The organism is Ruegeria sp. BJ6, assembly GCF_056537885.1.
In genome coordinates this window covers 15,839-32,733 of the sequence record NZ_JBQFSG010000012.1, presented here as the reverse complement: position 1 = coordinate 32,733, position 16,895 = coordinate 15,839, and the positions used below count along the sequence as shown (strand labels likewise).

Sequence of the window (16,895 nt, the reverse complement as noted above, 5' to 3'; positions counted from 1 at the left end):
CTGCCCGTCATGTCGGCGGGCGACAACGCGACAAGGAGAAAGCCCGGTTTTTCAAACCAAAGCCAATACTGTCAATCAACCGGATCTGGCCTCGTGGTCCGGTACATTTGGCATTCTTTACCGCGTTAGCCCAATTGAATTCACCATCAACAGGAGCCGTTTGAAAATGGCACGCCGATATACACTGGTTCTGACCACCGCGTTGCTGACGCTGAGCGCGGGCCTCGTGACCGCACAAGAACATTTTGATCCGAAAGGCAAACCACCATCCAGCTTTACCGCTGAATTCCAGCAGCAGATGCGCGATGTACTGCCGTTCGAGGATCAGCGCGATTTCGAAGAAAGCCGCAAAGGGCTGATCGCCGTTCCCGACTACACGCAGATCAAGACCGAGGACGGGACTGTCGCTTGGGATATCGGCAGCTATGAGTTCCTGCTGCAGGAGGGTCAGACCTTCGACTCGATCCACCCTTCGCTGCAGCGTCAGGCGATCCTGAACATGAACTATGGCCTGTACGAAATTCTCGAGGGTAAAATCTATCAGGTCCGCGGTTTTGATCTGTCCAACATTTCATTCATCCGCGGCGATACCGGCTGGATCATTTTTGACCCGCTGGCTTCCAAGGAAACTGCCGCGGCAGCACTAAAGCTGCTGACCGATACCGTCGGTGAACTGCCCGTCAAGGCGGTGATCTATTCGCACTCGCATGCGGATCACTATGGCGGTGTTCGCGGTGTCATCACTGACGAAGATGTTGCTAACGGGGTCGAGGTTATTGCGCCTGCGGGCTTTATGGAACATGCGGTTTCCGAAAACGTCTATGCGGGCAACGTGATGAACCGCCGCCTGTTCTTCCAATATGGCGTGCTGCTGCCGCGCAACCCCTATGGGCACGTGGACCAGTCGATCGGCAAGAACATCTCGGCTGGCACCACCGGCCTGATCGAGCCAACGCGTTATGTCTCGGATGATTACGAAGAGATCACCGTCGACGGTGTGCGCATGATCTTCCAGAACACACCGGGGACCGAGGCACCGGCAGAAATGAACACCTATTTCCCCGACCTCAAGGCGTTCTGGGCGGCGGAAAACATCACCGGTACCATTCACAACATTTATACCCTGCGCGGCGCGCTGGTGCGTGATGCGCTGAGCTGGTCGAAACATATCAATGACGCGCTTTATGAGTTCGGACAGGATGCGGAACTGATGTTCGCCTCACACTCGTGGCCGCGCTTTGGCAATGATCGCATTCAGGAAGTGATGCGGGCACAGCGCGATACCTATGCCAACCTCAACAATGGGGTGCTGAACCTGGCCAACCAGGGCGTGACCATCAATCAGGTGCACAATGTCTATGAGGTGCCCGAAAGCCTGCAACAGCAATGGGCAGCACGCAGCTATCACGGCTCGGTCGAGCATAACAGCCGCGCGGTGATCAACCGCTATCTGGGCTATTGGGATGCAAACCCGACCACGCTGACGCCTCTGTCCCCCGAAGACAGCGCACCCCTGTTTGTCGAAATGATGGGCGGTGCCGAGCCGATCCTGAACAAGGGGCAGGAACTTATCGAAAACGGCAAATACCTTGAGGCCACCGAAATTTTGAACAAGCTGGTCTATGCCGAACCGCAGAACCAGACGGCGAAAGACCTGCTGGCTGATGCGTTCGAACAGATCGGTTATCAAAAGGAAAGCCCCTCGGTCCGCAACTCTTTCCTGGGTGCGGCCTATGAACTGCGCAACGGCATCCCGCAGGGGGCGACCATCGAAACCACCGGCCCGGACACGATCAAGGCGATGCAGACCACCATGTGGCTGGATTTCATCGGCATCCGTGTCAACAGCGCCAAGGCGGCAGGGATGGAGTTCACCATCAACCTTGAGATCCCCGATCGGGATGAGAACATCGTGGTTGAAATGAGCAACGCCACCCTGACCCACATCGTCGATCAGGTGGCCGAAAACGCCGATCTGTCCATCAGCCTGAACCGGGCCGATCTGGAGAAGGTCATGACCGGTGAGAGCAAACTGACCGACCTGCTGGCCGACGGCACCGCACAGTCCGAAGGCAATACTGATGTGGTGGCCCAACTGGCCTCAACACTGGATCAGTTCGATCTGGGCTTTGAGCTGATGCCCGGCACCGGCGCTCAGGACCTGACGCCACCCGCCAATGATTTTGCCCAGCCCGCACTGGCAAATTCCAACGGCGGTTGAGCAGTTTCAGACAAAAAATCAGCCCCGGTCAGATTGCCGGGGCTGGTTGCAAATTATGGCAGTGCTTGCCCGGCTATCCGGGTTCAGGCCTGGACCGCCTTCATGAACCGGTCACGGATCACTACTGGATCCATGGTAATCACCGGCATTTTGGCGTTACCGCTTTCGCACTTGCTGACGATGATCGTCATCTTGCCACTGTCCAGCGCCTTTTGCAGCGCGGCACTGGTATCTTCTGCCCGACACTCGATTACGTTTTCGCACCCGCAGGCGCTGGCCACGGCCGCCAGCGATGTCTTTTTACCCGCGTAGGTCGGCTGATCACCGGTCGAACCGTAGGAGCCGTTGTCCACGATCAGCAGGATGTAGTTGTCGGCCACATTGTTGGCGATGGTTGGAAGGGTGCCAAGGTTGGTCAGAACCGAACCATCCCCGTCGATCACAATCACCGGCTTCGGTTGCGCCAGCGCCAGACCCAGACCAATGCTTGAAGCCAACCCCATGGTGCCCAGCATGTAGAAATTGGTGGGCTGATCGTCGATCGCGTGCAGTTCCTGACTGGGAATACCGATGTTGCAGACAACCAGTTGGTCGCGAAGGATAGGGGCGATGTTTTCTAACACTTCCGAACGTATCATTGGTCGCCATAACCTCCCCAGAAACTGGCGTCGGTCAGGATGGCGACCGGCTTGTTGCACATGAAGGTGTATTTCAGGATCGCATCCAGCTCTTCGACATCCGCCTGATGGTGAAAGTGGTAGGTCGGGATGTTGAGCTGCGCCAGCAATGCTTTGGTGTGAACGGCCATCTCGACCTGGCATGCCACCGGTTCGCGCAATTCACCACGATACGAGATCAGCATGGGCAGCGGCATCCTGTAGAACTGTATCAGCGTCGCCAGCGTATTGATCGTCACTCCGATGGCTGTGTTCTGCATGATGATCGCCGGGCGTTTGCCACCCATCCATGCCCCGGCGCACAGCCCCATGCCCTCGTCTTCCTTGTTGGAAGGGACATGGAGAATTTCGGGCCGCCTGTCGACTTCATTGATGACACCGGCCAGTTGCTTACACGGAACGGTGGTTACGAACTCTATCTGATTGGCAATCAGATCATCCGCGATCCTGGCATCAATGGACATGTTCAGTTCCACATTCTCATGGCGTCTCCATCTTTTCCCGCATGAGACCTGCGAAATCAACGCATTTGATCCGGATCAGCCGCCAATGTCAGTTCGCCGCTGCTCCGAAACCCAATTACCCACGACAACGAAGGGTTGGCCGGTCAATCGTAATGTTTGGCTCGGGACATCTTGCCGATGCCGGGGTTCATGCTGTTGGTCGGATCAATCGACTTGTAAAACGCGGCAAGGTCCTGCTTGGCCGGGTACAGATGACCCACATTATGCTCGGCCGGGTATTCCGCACCGCGTCGGTCCAGAATCTCAAGCATCGCCGCCTTCAATGTTGCAGGATCTACACCCTTTTTGACGACGTAGTCCTGATGCAGCACGTGGCACATGAAATGGCCATAGTAGAGCTTACTCACCAGTTGGTCCGTGATCTCCGCAGGCAGTTCCTCGAACCAGTCCACGTCGTTGCGCCGCAATGCGATATCCAGCGCGATGATGTCTTCGACTTCGCTTGCACGTACTTTCATATAGCGTATCGCCGCCCCGGCGGCGGCAAATCTGTGCAGACCGGCCATCTTGGCCTCGCGCGGATCGCACTCGAAGAAATCCAGCCGGGTTTGGCCGGTCATGTCCTTCAGCAGCGCGTGTGCCTCTTCAATCCCTTCGTCTCGCATTTTGAGAATCAGGTGGTGCGGAAACCGGGTGCGGAACTCGCGCATCCGGCGCGGCAGGATGTCAGGCCAGAACCGCATGGCGAACTGCATGAAACGATCGGTAAAGTTGGACAGACCCGGCACGCCCTCAAGCCGCGCATCAACCGCGCCCTTGATCGCAAAGAAAGTCGGCAGCCGGTCGGTGCCCAGCTTGTCGATCATCACCATCGTATCCTTGCCGTAGCGGTCCGAGATATCGAACACCTCTTCATGCATGTATTCGGCACTGACGGGCAGCGTCTGAAAATCCGACAGGATGCGGCGGCGCAACTCGGTCAGGGTGGCGGTGTCCTGTGCGCCGACATAGAATGTGCGTTCCCTGTTATTCTTGGGATAGGTGTCCAACCGCACCGCAAAGACGGCCAGCTTTCCGGCGCAGCCCGACGCCTCGTACAGTCGCGACTTGTCGGCGTTGAACCTTGCCGGAGTATCCGCATCCACATTTCGCACCCTTCGGGCGTAATCCGTATCAGACGCCTTACGATTGCCGGCTTCGATATCATCGGCGGTGAAGTCGCCCTTTTCCAAACGGGTCAGGATGTCTTCGGGCGTGTCACCCAGTTGGATGCCAAGATGATTGACCAGCTCCAACCGGCCGTCTTGTGTAATTTGGGCATAAAGGGACAATTCAGTATAGGACGGCCCGCGTTCAACCAGCGACCCGCCCGAGTTGTTGCATACACCACCCACGACAGACGCGCCGATGCAGGACGATCCGATTACCGAATGCGGCTGACGCCCAATGGGGTCCAATTGCTTTTCCAGCGCGAACAGCGTCGATCCCGGAAAGCTGATGACCTGCGTGCCATCACTGATCAGCTGCAACTGGTCCATGCGCCGGGTGTTGATCAGCACCACATCGCGGTCATAACTGCCCTTTGGCGTCGAGCCTTCGGTCAGGCCAGTATTGGCCGCCTGCATGATGACGATCTTGTCGGCCTCAACACAGGCCTCCAACACCTGCCATTGCTCCAACAGCGTGCCGGGCTGCACCACCGCCAGCGCCTCACCCTCGCCCGAGCGGAAGCCCTTGCGAAACCGCCGGGTACGCCGGGCGCCGGTCATCACATGCCGCCGCCCGCAGATGGCCTGAAACCGTTTGATCAGTTCGGCATCGGTCATCCGCCGACCCTCCTCAATACGCTACCGAAGGCAGCCATATTGCCAGTTGAGGCCAGAGGAAGACAAAGAACAGGCCGATCAACTGCAGGATAACAAAAGGAATGATGCCTTTGTAGATGTCGGCAAGCTTGATTTCGGGCGGGCAGACGCCTTTCAGATAGAACAGCGCAAACCCAACCGGCGGCGTCAGGAACGATGTCTGCAATGTCACAGCCACTAGGATCACGAACCACACCAGCGCCGGTTCATCGATGACGCCGAAACCTTCGATGTCCAATCCCAGTCCGTTAACGATCGGTCGCATCAGCGGCAGAACGATCAGCGTGATCTCGATCCAATCCAGCACAAAGCCCAGAAGGAATACGATGAACAGGATCATGCAGATGGTGCCGGTGGGGCCAAGGCCAGTACCCTGAATCATATCCTCGATCAGCGCGTCGCCACCCAGCTCACGCAGGACATACGAAAACACCGTCGCGCCAAGGAAAATCGCAAAGATATATGCGGTGGTGTTGAACGTTGCCTTCAACACATTCACCAGCTTGGCCAGCGTCAGCTTGCGATACCCAAGCGCAAGCAGAGTCGCCCCAAGTGCACCCACGCCCGAGGCTTCGGTCGGCGTGGTCAGACCGGCAAAGATCGACCCCAGCACGGCAAGGATAAGACCAAGGGTCGGCAGTACGGCGATCAGCACATCCTTGACCGCAGACCAATCAGGGCGCGTTGCCCCCTCGGGCACAGGGGCCACGTCGCGTTTGATCAGGGCGATCACGAAGATATAGGTCAGGTACAGCATGCCGATGATGACACCGGGAAAGACCGCCGCCATGAACAGGTCACCCACCGACAGGGCCATCTGATCGGCCATGATCACCAGCATGATCGAAGGCGGGATCAAAATGCCCAGCGTGCCCGAGGCTGACACCACACCAGCGGCCAGAGAGGGGTTGTATTTCTGTTCCATCATCGACGGCAGCGACAGCACGCCCAGCAGAACAACCGAGGCGCCGATGATACCGGTCGAAGCAGCCAGAATGATGCCAATCATGGTGACTGTAATCGCCAACCCACCGCGCACCGTACCAAACAGGCGCTGCATGGAGGACATCAGCCGCTCGGCCACGCCGGACTCGTCCAGCATCAGGCCCATGAAAATGAACATCGGCAGGGCGACCAGAACCGCGTTGGACATTGTGGCATAGACACGGTTCACCACCGCACCCAGCGTAAGATAATCCAGACCGGTCAGCGTTTCCTCAAGCCCGGTCCAGTTCATCATGCCGTTGTCGAACAGGTAGGCCAGACCGCAGTAGGCCACCCCCACACCGGCCAGCGTCCACGCAACCGGGAAGCCGGTAAAAAGCAGCGCGATGAAGGTCAGGAACATGGCGATGACCAGTTTTTCCTCGGTCGATTCCACAAGGAAGGTCAGCGCAACCGCGACAACGGCAAAACCCAGCAATGCCCAAACGATAAGACGCAGTCCCTTGCCCTGCCTCTCTTCTTCGAGGTTGACCAGCAGGGCATGAACGTCGTGGATCAGACGCGCCGCCGCCGCCAGCGCCAGCAGGACAAAACTGACCGGGATCACCGCTTTGAGCGCCCAGCGGGCAGGCAGGCCGGTGGGGCTGTCAGAGGACTCGTTCACCCGCCAACTTTCGTAGAAATAGTCATACCCCTGATCGATCATCAGCCAGATGAAAGGCACCAGCAGGGCAAATATTCCGATAATCTCGATAATCCGGCGCGCCCGCTGGCTGAGTTGCATGTGCAGCAGATCCACGCGCACATGACTGTCGGTGACCAGCGCATAGGAAATGCCGATCATTGTCACCAGCCCGTAGAAGTGCCACTGAATCTCGTCCAGCTTGGGATAATTCTGGTTCAGCAGATAGCGCAGCGCCACCTGTGAAACGATGGCGCCGACCAACAGCAGGTTGGCCCACATGACCACATGCCCGATGGCCTTGACCCCGTTGTCGATGGCCACCGCCAGACCCTGACGGTCGGGTTCGCCGTGTTCAAGGATGCTTTCATAGACTTCAATCGGGTCATCCTGAGTGCGCTTAATCTCGGCCATGGTCTCCTCCTCAAGGTGCAGGCAACGGGGACGGAAATGCGCCCGGGGTCGGTTTGGAAAATCAAGAAAATCAGAGGTCGGAGGCGGCGGATCAGGCCGCCTCCGGGGAGGCGCAGGTGATCAGATCACTTGCGGGGGAGGAACGCGTTCTCTTTCCACACGGCATAGCCATCGCGGAATTCGTTCATGTCAGTCAGAACCTTGTTGAAGAATTCGTCGTTGGCGGCCTGCTCGGCAGCAACCTCTTCCCATGTGGTGCGGAAAGTGGCCAGCATGTCGTCATTCCACTGCTTGATCTGAACACCGTTGTTTTCAACGTTGTCTATCAGGGCAGCGTGCTGGATTGCCTCGCCTTCCGCAAAGCTGTCAGCCATCGACGCCTTACAGGCGTTTTCAATGATTGCCTTGTGCTGATCGCTGGCGTCATTCCAGACATCCTTGTTGATCATCAGCTCAAACACGGTGGCCTGCTGGTGCCAGCCGGGGAAGTAGTTGTACTTGACCAGCTTGTGAAAACCCAGGCGCGCGTCGATGGCAGGCATCGAGAATTCGGTCGCGTCAATCGCGCCCTTTTCCAGCGCCGGGAAAATCTCACCACCCGGCAGCAACGAGGTCGCAACACCCAGTTTCTGCATGACCTGACCGCCCAGACCGAAGAAACGCATCTTCAGGCCGTTCAGGTCTTCGGGGCTGTTGATTTCATTTGCGAACCAGCCCGATGTTTCAGGCGCAATGATGGCGCAGGGGATGACGTGCACGTTGAAACCGGCCTGATCATACATCTCCTGATACAGGCTCAGACCGTTTCCGTAGTAGAGCCATGCCATGTATTCGCCCGCTTCGGGACCAAAGGGAACTGCCGAAAACAACGGTGCGGCAGGGATTTTACCGGCCCAGTAGCCAGCGGTGGTGTAGCCCGAATTGATCTTGCCCGAGGACACGGCATCCAGAATTTCGAACGGCGGAACCAGCTTGCCCGGCTCATAAACTTTCATCTTCAGAGTGCCGCCGGACATCAGGTCCAGCTGCTCGGCCACACGCGGAATCGGCGTTCCAAGACCCGGCAGAGCGGTCGAAAACGCGATCGGCGTTTTCAGCAGCATCTTGTCGGCAGCATACGCGGCGGGTGCAGTCAGCAGCGAGGCTGCGACAGCAAGCGAGGTCAGGGTGTTCTTCATGGTATCTCCTCCAGATTGCAGGTCAGCCGCGTGCGCAGCCGCTGGTCACACCGCATTGGCGGCATGTGTGGTAAATATTATTGACCACTATATTCAGTCAATAATTTTGTTTACCTCTTTTAGAAAAGCTGAAAATATCAACTCTCTTCTGGAAGCCGAAAAAATCACACAATAAAAACAATTCAAGGTTGTTTTTCGTTTATTTCCCTTATTTTATTTGAGGCGCAGCAATCCGTATTTCTGGGTAATTTTTCTTGCATTAGAACTCAGCAGTGGTAAATTTTTTAAACAACCATCAATTTTGCGAATTTGGCGCGACATGGACGAAATGAGCGAAAACAGCCCGTTTGAGAGGGTCGGCCACGAATCGGTTGCCGATGCCGTGGTGGATCAGATCGAGACAATGATCGTCGATGGAATCCTGAAAGAAGGACGCAAATTACCGTCCGAACGGGAACTCGCCGAAGCGATGGGCGTATCCCGTCCCAAGCTACGTGAAGCGCTGCAAGTGCTGGAACAGCGCGGGCTGGTCAACGTGCGCCACGGCGAAGGGACCTTTATTGCACCACTGACCGGGCGGGCGATGTCCCCTGCCCTGTTATCACTATACGCCCGCCATGGCGGCGCATTTTATGACTATCTGGAATACCGTCGCGAGCAGGAGGCCTTTGCCTGCCGTCTTGCGGCTGAACGGGCTACGCAGTCCGATAAGGAACGCATTGCTGAAATTGTCGAAGATATGCAAAAGGCATGGGAAGAAGACGACATCGACGCCAGTCAGGAGGCCGATTTTCGCCTTCACGCCGCTGTGGTCGACGCAAGCCAGAACACAACCCTCATCCACATGATGGCCTCAATCTATGACCTGACCCGGCAGGGCGTCTTTTACAATCGAAGGTTCCTGCGCACGATGGACGGGTCCGGCGAAACGCTTTTGCAGCAGCACAAGGACATCGCGCAAGCCATTCTGGATGGCCACCCCGAACGCGCCGAGGCCGCCGCACGCAGCCACATGGATTTTGTCGAATCCTCGTTTCGCGTTGGGCAAGAGCAACAGGCGCGCGAAGTCAGGGCCGCCAAACGGCGTCAGCTTTCACGGTAGGCGCACCCAGTCAACTGGTCACTTCCGGTCCGCCAGATAGTTCGACACGCGGGCAAGCCCTTGCCTCAATATCTCCGGATTGTTGGCATAGCCGATGCGGACATAGCCCTCCATGCACAGGACCGAGCCGGGCGTGAACATCACACCGGTTTCTTTCAGCAAAGACACGCAAAACTCGCGCGAGGTCATCGGAAGATCGAATTTCAGTAAGGCCGTCGTACCCGAGCGGGGCTTAACCCAGGACATACGCGGCTGCTGCTGCACCCAGTCCTGCAGGATCGACAGATTGCCCCGCGTGATTGACTGACTACGGGCAAGCACACGGTCCCGGTTTTCAAGGGCCAGCGCTGCGAAATGGTCGTCGATCATCCCGACCGAGATCGTGTCATAATCGCGGTGAATCGTGACCGCTTCGATCACCTCTGTCGGCGCAGCGATCCAGCCAAGCCGCAAACCTGCCAGAGAATAGGCCTTTGACATCCCCGCCGTACTGATCCCCTTTTCATAGATATCGGCGATCGAGGCGGTCATGCCCGCCCCCTCTTGATCTGTGCCACGATATACTTCGTCACACAGAATCCATGCATCGGCCTGACGGGCAATGGCGGCGATCTCCTCCAGCATGCCGCGATCCATCAGGGCACCGGTTGGATTGTTTGGGTTGTTGATTGCAATCAAACGGGTTTCCGGCGTGACCATTTCGCGCAATTCATCCAGATCGGGCAGAAATCCGTTTTCCTCCCGCAACTTCAACTGGTGAACATCAGCGCCAATACTGGTCGGGATCGAATAGTGCTGCTGATAGGTAGGCACTACCGCCACCACACGATCCCCGGCACTGACCAATGTTTTGTGGATCAGCATATTGGCGCCAATGGTGCCATGGGTGACGATGGTATTTTCGACCTCCTGCCGCTCATAAAGTGCGGCAATCGCGCGGCGCAAACGGTCAGAACCTTCGATGGCACCATAGGTCATTTTCATCGTTAGCAGCTCGGACAGGTCGGTTTCGTTCTTGCCCGTCAGCTTCAGCAATTCTTCAATGGTCAGACTTTCAACACATGTCTCTGCCAGATTCCAATCGCAGCGGGTTTCCCATTCGTTCATCCAGATTTCGACGCCAAAGGGTTCGATATGCACGGGTCCGGGTCCTTTCGTCAGGCGCCTGCTGCGCGATAGATGGCTTTTTCGACAGCGATATCGTCAAGCACCAACACCCTTCTGCTTTGCGAGACAAAGGGGAAAGGCCCTTATTCCCTGCTGGCTCGTAACTCAAAGACCCTCGACAGATGCCGTTCAGCTATTTTTCAACAGAGCTTGCCTTGTGAACTCGGTGGATATCGCCTTTATGCGAGCCGAAATATCCCGGCCAATTGTAATTCGCAAATCCAATCTGGCGCGGAAGAAGGTAAAAGACCGCCATTTGGCTGCAACTAGTCCACGACAATCAGATCTATATCCATCGCCTTCAGCATGTCAGTGATCGCCTGCGGAGGTTTCTCGTCTGTACAAAAAACATCGAACTGCACATCCCGACCGATCGACACCGGCGCGCGTTTGTTGAACTTGTCACGGTCCGCGACCACGATCCGAACCTGCGCGTTGGCGGCCGCTATGCGCGCCAAATTTGCCTCTTCAAGGTCATGCAACATGAACCCCAGTTCTGCATTTACCGCACCGACCGAAAAGACAGCAAACTGCACGTTCAACCGGCTCACCAGATCCAGAGCCTCGGCACCGAAGGCGCCGCCGTCATGTGCGCGCAGCTCACCACCTGCTAGAAACACCCGGTTGCCGTTGCGCGTCGCCAGCGTGTTGGCCACAAACGCCGAATTGGTGACGACAAACAGATTACTGCGCTTTTTCAGCTCCATAGCCACAAAGGCCGTTGTCGACCCGATATCCAGAAAGACTGAATCGCCATCGCTGATCATCTCCACGACAGCGGCGGCGATATTTGCCTTTTCTTCAGCATGGGTTCCCATGCGGCTTTGAAAGGTTGGCTCAATGGCACTTTCGATCAGGTGCACACCGCCGTGAACCTTGCGCACTACATTGGCATCCTCAAGCGTGCGAATGTTGCGTCGTATGGTTTCGTTGGAAACGTCCAGCCTTTGGGCCAGAAAACTTACCCGGCACGATCCCCCTGCTCTTTGCAGTTCGCGCAGGATTTCCTCTTCGCGTTGGTTCGTGGTTTTTCTTGCTTTTGCCATGAGGCCTCCTACAATCGGGGTAGCTCAATAAGCCACAAAAAGCAACATAAAGGCCGAAAATATGTTATTTTCTGCTGCTTTGTGTTGGCAGTATCGCAATTTAATGTGGCTTTATGTGGTTTTAATTGACGAAACTGTTTGTTTAGTACAACATACCTCAAAATGACGAGAGAACTCGCACAAAATACCACATAACAGGGAGCTAAACATGACCCGGAATATCAAGACCTTAGGCGCATTCGCCTTGGCCGCGGCGGTGACGGCCTCGGCTTCGTGGGCGGCCGAATCCTCTGACCCCATCAAACTGACATTGCATGACTGGTCCGGTCAGCTGATCAATACCAAGATCATGGGCAGCATCCTGCACGAGGCTGGCTATAACGTCGAATACGTGCAGGCAGACTACATCGCGCAGTTCGCTGGCCTGAAAACCGGCGACCTGCATCTGGCGATGGAAATCTGGGAAACCACCGGGCGCGAGGCGCTGGATGAAGCGACCGCCTCAGGCAACGTGGTTAATGTTGGCGAAACCGGCCTGATGGCGATCGAGGAATGGTGGTACCCGTCCTATATGAAAGAGCGCTGCCCCGGCCTGCCGAACTGGGAAGCCCTGAAAGACTGCGCCGAGGAATTTGCCACAGCCGAAACCGACCCTCTGGGCCGGTATGTCGGCGGGCCGGTGACCTGGGGTGGCTTTGACGAGGAGCGCGTCGAGGCGCTGGAACTGGAATTCGAGGTTGTCCACGCGGGCACCGATGCGGCGCTTTTTGCAGAACTGGAATCCGCCTATCAGCGGCAGGACCCGATCATGCTGTGGGTCTATGTCCCGCACTGGGCACCTGCGAAATACGACGGTGAATTCGTGGAGTTTCCGCCCTATTCCGCCGAATGCTATGCCGACCCGTCGGTCGGTGTGAACCCGGATCTGGCTTATGACTGCGGCAAGCCGCGCGGCCCGATCTGGAAAGCGGCCTGGTCCGGGCTGCAGGAAAAATGGCCCGGCGCTTATGACATCATCGAGGCCTATAACATCAACAACGATGAAATGAGCGCGATGGTCGGCAAGGCCGATCTGGAGGGCGTCGAAATCGACACCGTTGTCGCGGATTGGATGGAAACCAACAAGGACCGCTGGTCCGGCTGGATCTCCAAGTAATCCGCAATAGGCCGGGGCGGGCTTCCTCTCTCCCCTCTCTCGTCCCGGCCATTTTTTCTTTCCTCCTGACCGGATGCGAAGATGACTGCCAAGACAAAACTGTCCTGCCGTAATGTGTGGAAACTCTACGGCCCGAACGCCGAGTCCCTGCTGAAACAGACACCGAACCCTTCGGGTCAGGACATTCGCGATGCCGGTGTCATCGGCGCGGTGCGCAATGCCAATATCGACATTGCCGAAGGTGAGATATTTGTCATCATGGGATTGTCGGGTTCAGGCAAATCCACCCTGGTGCGATGCTTGTCGCGACTGATCGAACCTACGGGCGGCGAGGTGCTGTTTGATGGCGTTGACCTGCTGCGCGCTAGCGACGCCGAGCTTATCGAAATCCGTCGACACAAGATGGGAATGGTTTTCCAGCACTTTGCCCTGCTGCCACACCTGACCGTCCTGCAAAATGTCATGTTTCCCCTGACCATTCAGGCGATCCCCAAGGCCGAAGCTGATGCCAAGGCCCGTGAGGTTGTCGAGTTGGTGGGCCTCAAGGGTCGCGAAGACTATTACCCCCGCGAGCTGTCCGGCGGGCAGCAACAGCGCGTGGGTATTGCCCGGTCGCTGGTGACCGAACCGGATCTGTGGTTTCTGGATGAACCGTTTTCGGCGCTTGATCCTCTGATCCGGCGCGAGATGCAGGATGAATTCCTGCGCCTGCAGGAACGGCTGCACAAAACAATCGTTTTCATCACGCACGATTTTGACGAAGCCGTGCGACTGGCGGACCGGATCGCCATCATGAAGGACGGCGAAGTGATCCAGATCGCAACGCCCGAGGAATTGGTGATGAAACCCGCCACGGATTACGTGGCCGAATTCACGCGCCACATCCCGCGCTCAAAGGTACTGACCGTCGGCGGCATGATGACCGCAGGTGCAGCAGGTGAAGGCGACCCCATTCCGCAAAACACGCGCGTGTCCGACGTGGCCGAGCGTATCATCGCGGCGGACGCGCCCCTGCCGGTTTCGGATGAGGCCGGACAGATCATCGGCTCTATCGACCGCAAGGCCGTCGCGCATGTGCTGTTCGGCAGCGGGGATCCCGCATGATCCGCCTGACCCGAAATCAGGCGGTCATTCTGGCCTTGGTGGTCTTTACCATCGTGCTAGGCTATTTCGGGCGCGATCTGGCCAAAGCGCTGGACGCGCGGTGGCTGACCAAATTCCCATCGGCTTGGGTCATTCCTTTCAAAAGCTACATCTCGTCCGCCATGACATGGCTGATCGAGGATGCCGCTATCGGGCCGGTGTCCTTTACCGACATCACCCGCTCTATCGCATGGCTGATCGAACAGCCCTACAATCTGATGCTTGCCCTTCTTGCCGACGGGTTTGTCAGGGGTCAGGGCAACGATGCGCAGGTCATCCTGCCGGCAATCAGCTGGATCGTGGTGACAACCGCCGTGATCGCTCTGGGTCAGTATTGCCGTGACTGGGGTCTGGCCGCGCTTGTCGGGGCGTGTTTCCTGTATCTGGCCATATTTGGCCAATGGGACAGCGCCATGGTCACGCTGGCCTCGGTCCTGATCGCAGTACCGATTGGCGCAGGTGGTGGACTGCTGTTGGGTATTCTAGCCTACCGGCATCCGGTTTTCGAAAGAGTGATCTCACCCATTCTGGACCTGATGCAAACGATCCCGATCTTTGCCTATCTGGTGCCGATCCTTTTCATGTTCGGTTTCGGCCCGATCTCGGCGCTGGTTGCCACGATCATCTATGCCACACCGCCAATGGTACGCATCACGACACTGGCGCTGAAAGCCGTCGATCCCGAAATTCTGGATTTCGGGCGTATGGCGGGAACAACGCCCAGACAGCTGATGTGGCGGGTTCTAGTGCCGTCAGCCAGCCACAGCCTGATGGTTGGCGTCAATCAGGTGATCATGCTGACGCTGAACATGGTTATCATCGCTTCGATGATCGGCGCCGGAGGGTTGGGTTTCGACGTGCTGGCCGCCCTGCGCCGTCTGGATATCGGCGCGGGTTTCGAGGCCGGCATCGCCATTGTGGTTCTTGCCATCGCCGTGGACCGGCTAAGTCAGGCCTTTGCCGAGCGTATGGGGCAGGTCCATCACGAGGTTCCCGGCTCGTGGGTCGCCCGGCATCGACGCACAGTTTTGGTGTTGATCCTGCTAGTGCTTACATGGGTGCTGGGACAGTTTTCACCCCTGCTGCTGGAATACCCCGAAAGCCAGACCATCACCACCGGCGCCTTCTGGGACAACACGGTCGAGTACTTGAACGTCAATTACTTCGACGTGTTCGAGGCGATCAAGGTCTTCTTCCTCAACTGGTTCATGGTGCCAATCAAAAAGGTGCTGCTTGGTATCCCATGGCCATGGGCGATCGCCATGCTGACCCTGCTGGGCTGGTACGCGGGCGGGTGGCGGCTGGCGCTGCTGTGCGGCGGCATGGCCTCGCTGATCCTTGTATCGGGTCTGTGGTCCAAGGCGATGGTCACGGTCTATCTGTGCGGCGCATCGGTGATCCTCGCGACGCTGATCGGGGTACCTCTGGGCGTGCTGGCGGCGCTGAACAAACGCGCCGGGACCATCATCAATCTGCTGATCGATACCCTGCAGACCCTACCCAGCTTTGTTTACCTGATCCCTGTGGTGATGCTGTTCCGGGTCGGCGATTTCACCGCGCTGATTGCCATCGTGCTTTATGCGCTGGCACCGGCAGTACGTTATGCCGCCCACGGCGTGCGTTCGGTCAGCGAGGAGCTGATTGAGGCAGGGCTGGTCTCGGGCTGTACCCGTACGCAACTGCTGCGTCATATCCGGCTGCCGATGGCCTTGCCCGAAATTCTGCTGGGCATCAATCAGACCATCATGCTGGCGCTGTCGATGCTGGTCATCACCGCCCTCGTCGGCACCCGCGATCTGGGTCAGGAGGTCTATATCGCCCTGACCAAGGCCGACACGGGCCGTGGTCTAGTCGCCGGTCTTGCGATTGCCTTTATTGCCATCATCGCCGACCGGCTGGTCAATGCCGGCGCGCGTCAGGCCCGCATCCGTTTTGGACTGGAGAGTTGAGATGAGCCAATCCGATCTGATGACCCGCATCCGTGCCTTGCCGATCTGGCAGGGCGAGATCGAGGCCCAGCCTCTGACCGGCGGCATCACCAACGTGAACTACAAGGTGACCGATGCACACGGCGCGTATGTGGTGCGCGTGGGCGACGACATCCCGCTGCATCAGGTCATGCGTTTCAACGAGTTGGCGGCCAATAAAGCCGCCCATGCCGCCGGACTATCACCCGCGGTTGTACATGCCGCGGGCGACCTGACAGTTCTGCAGTTCATCGACAGCCGCACGCTGAGCGAAGAGGACGTACGCGACCCGCAAATGCTGCCGCGTGTGTTGGATCTGGTCAAACGATGCCACCAAGAGGTGCCCAACCATCTGCGCGGCCCGTCGCTTGTGTTCTGGGTCTTCCACGTCATTCGCGACTATGCCGCCACGCTCACGGAACGTGGCAGCGCCCACTCGGCCTTGATCCCGGAACTGGTGCAAACAGGAAACATGCTGGAAGCCGAGGCCGGACCATATGACATGGTGTTTGGCCATAACGATCTGCTGTGTGGCAACTTTCTGGACGACGGCGACCGGTTGTGGCTGATCGATTTCGACTATGCCGGGTTCAACTCGCCTCTGTTCGATCTGGGCGGGCTGGCGTCGAACAATGGCCTGTCGCCGGATCAGGAAAACTGGATGCTGGAAACCTATTTCGGGGCGCCAGTCACGGATGATCTACACCATCGCTATGGCGCAATGAAATGCGCGTCACTGCTGCGCGAAACCATGTGGAGTATGGTTTCCGAGCTCACTTCGGACATCGATTTCGACTACGCGGCCTACACGGCCGAGAACCTCGCGCGGTTCCGCGCGGCCCTGACTGAATTCAAAAACACCTGAGGA

The 16,895-nt window shown here is 57.4% G+C and carries 13 protein-coding genes; 6 read left to right on the top strand and 7 right to left on the bottom strand.

The genetic code is table 11. From position 1 onward, the window contains the following. The first annotated feature begins 166 nt into the window (after positions 1-166). Complete coding sequence (locus ACR0D6_RS19865) at positions 167-2,221, top strand: alkyl/aryl-sulfatase (RefSeq protein ID WP_480766789.1); 2,055 nt, start codon at positions 167-169, stop codon at positions 2,219-2,221. A gap of 83 nt (positions 2,222-2,304) precedes the next feature. On the opposite strand, the gene comE is transcribed toward ACR0D6_RS19865, so the two are convergent. The 5 genes from comE to ACR0D6_RS19840 all read right to left on the bottom strand — a co-directional run bounded on the left by comE (position 2,305) and on the right by ACR0D6_RS19840 (position 8,446). After that, complete coding sequence (comE, locus tag ACR0D6_RS19860) at positions 2,305-2,859, bottom strand: sulfopyruvate decarboxylase subunit beta (RefSeq protein WP_480766788.1); 555 nt, start codon at positions 2,857-2,859, stop codon at positions 2,305-2,307. Then, complete coding sequence (gene comD / locus ACR0D6_RS19855; RefSeq protein ID WP_480766787.1) at positions 2,856-3,362, bottom strand: sulfopyruvate decarboxylase subunit alpha; 507 nt, start codon at positions 3,360-3,362, stop codon at positions 2,856-2,858. The genes comE and comD overlap by 4 nt, the downstream gene beginning before the upstream one ends. 143 nt (positions 3,363-3,505) lie before the next feature. Beyond that, positions 3,506-5,188 (bottom strand): D-lactate dehydrogenase, encoded by a 1,683-nt coding sequence (gene dld, locus ACR0D6_RS19850; protein ID WP_480766786.1) that lies wholly within the window; start codon positions 5,186-5,188, stop codon positions 3,506-3,508. A gap of 13 nt (positions 5,189-5,201) precedes the next feature. After that, positions 5,202-7,268 (bottom strand): TRAP transporter large permease subunit, encoded by a 2,067-nt coding sequence (locus ACR0D6_RS19845; RefSeq protein ID WP_480766785.1) that lies wholly within the window; start codon positions 7,266-7,268, stop codon positions 5,202-5,204. Between the two features lie 125 nt (positions 7,269-7,393). Next, positions 7,394-8,446, bottom strand: coding sequence for a TRAP transporter substrate-binding protein (locus ACR0D6_RS19840; RefSeq protein ID WP_170652678.1), 1,053 nt, complete (start codon positions 8,444-8,446; stop codon positions 7,394-7,396). A 319-nt stretch (positions 8,447-8,765) separates the two neighbouring features. On the opposite strand from ACR0D6_RS19840, the gene ACR0D6_RS19835 reads away from it, so the two are divergent. Continuing rightward, a complete protein-coding gene (locus ACR0D6_RS19835) occupies positions 8,766-9,548 on the top strand; it encodes a FadR/GntR family transcriptional regulator (protein ID WP_170652676.1) in 783 nt (260 codons plus the stop codon). A gap of 18 nt (positions 9,549-9,566) precedes the next feature. Here ACR0D6_RS19835 and ACR0D6_RS19830 read toward each other — a convergent pair whose 3' ends face one another. Together ACR0D6_RS19830 and ACR0D6_RS19825 are read right to left on the bottom strand one after the other, a co-directional pair. Then, entirely contained in the window at positions 9,567-10,688 is a 1,122-nt protein-coding gene (locus ACR0D6_RS19830) for an aminotransferase (protein WP_480766784.1), read from the bottom strand. A 293-nt stretch (positions 10,689-10,981) separates the two neighbouring features. Then, positions 10,982-11,761 (bottom strand): DeoR/GlpR family DNA-binding transcription regulator, encoded by a 780-nt coding sequence (locus tag ACR0D6_RS19825; protein WP_170652672.1) that lies wholly within the window; start codon positions 11,759-11,761, stop codon positions 10,982-10,984. A gap of 208 nt (positions 11,762-11,969) precedes the next feature. Here ACR0D6_RS19825 and ACR0D6_RS19820 point away from each other — a divergent pair, with 208 nt between their 5' ends. The 4 genes from ACR0D6_RS19820 (at position 11,970) to ACR0D6_RS19805 (ending at position 16,892) form a co-directional block, all read left to right on the top strand. Beyond that, positions 11,970-12,917: an ABC transporter substrate-binding protein gene (locus ACR0D6_RS19820; RefSeq protein ID WP_480766783.1), complete on the top strand. Its 948-nt coding sequence runs from the start codon at positions 11,970-11,972 to the stop codon at positions 12,915-12,917. Between the two features lie 81 nt (positions 12,918-12,998). Then, positions 12,999-14,021 (top strand): quaternary amine ABC transporter ATP-binding protein, encoded by a 1,023-nt coding sequence (locus tag ACR0D6_RS19815; protein ID WP_480766782.1) that lies wholly within the window; start codon positions 12,999-13,001, stop codon positions 14,019-14,021. Then, a complete protein-coding gene (locus ACR0D6_RS19810; RefSeq protein ID WP_480766781.1) occupies positions 14,018-16,009 on the top strand; it encodes an ABC transporter permease in 1,992 nt (663 codons plus the stop codon). Before ACR0D6_RS19815 ends, ACR0D6_RS19810 begins: the two co-directional genes overlap by 4 nt. Before the next feature lies 1 nt (position 16,010). Continuing rightward, positions 16,011-16,892, top strand: coding sequence for a phosphotransferase (locus tag ACR0D6_RS19805; protein ID WP_480766780.1), 882 nt, complete (start codon positions 16,011-16,013; stop codon positions 16,890-16,892). Positions 16,893-16,895: the final 3 nt, after the last annotated feature.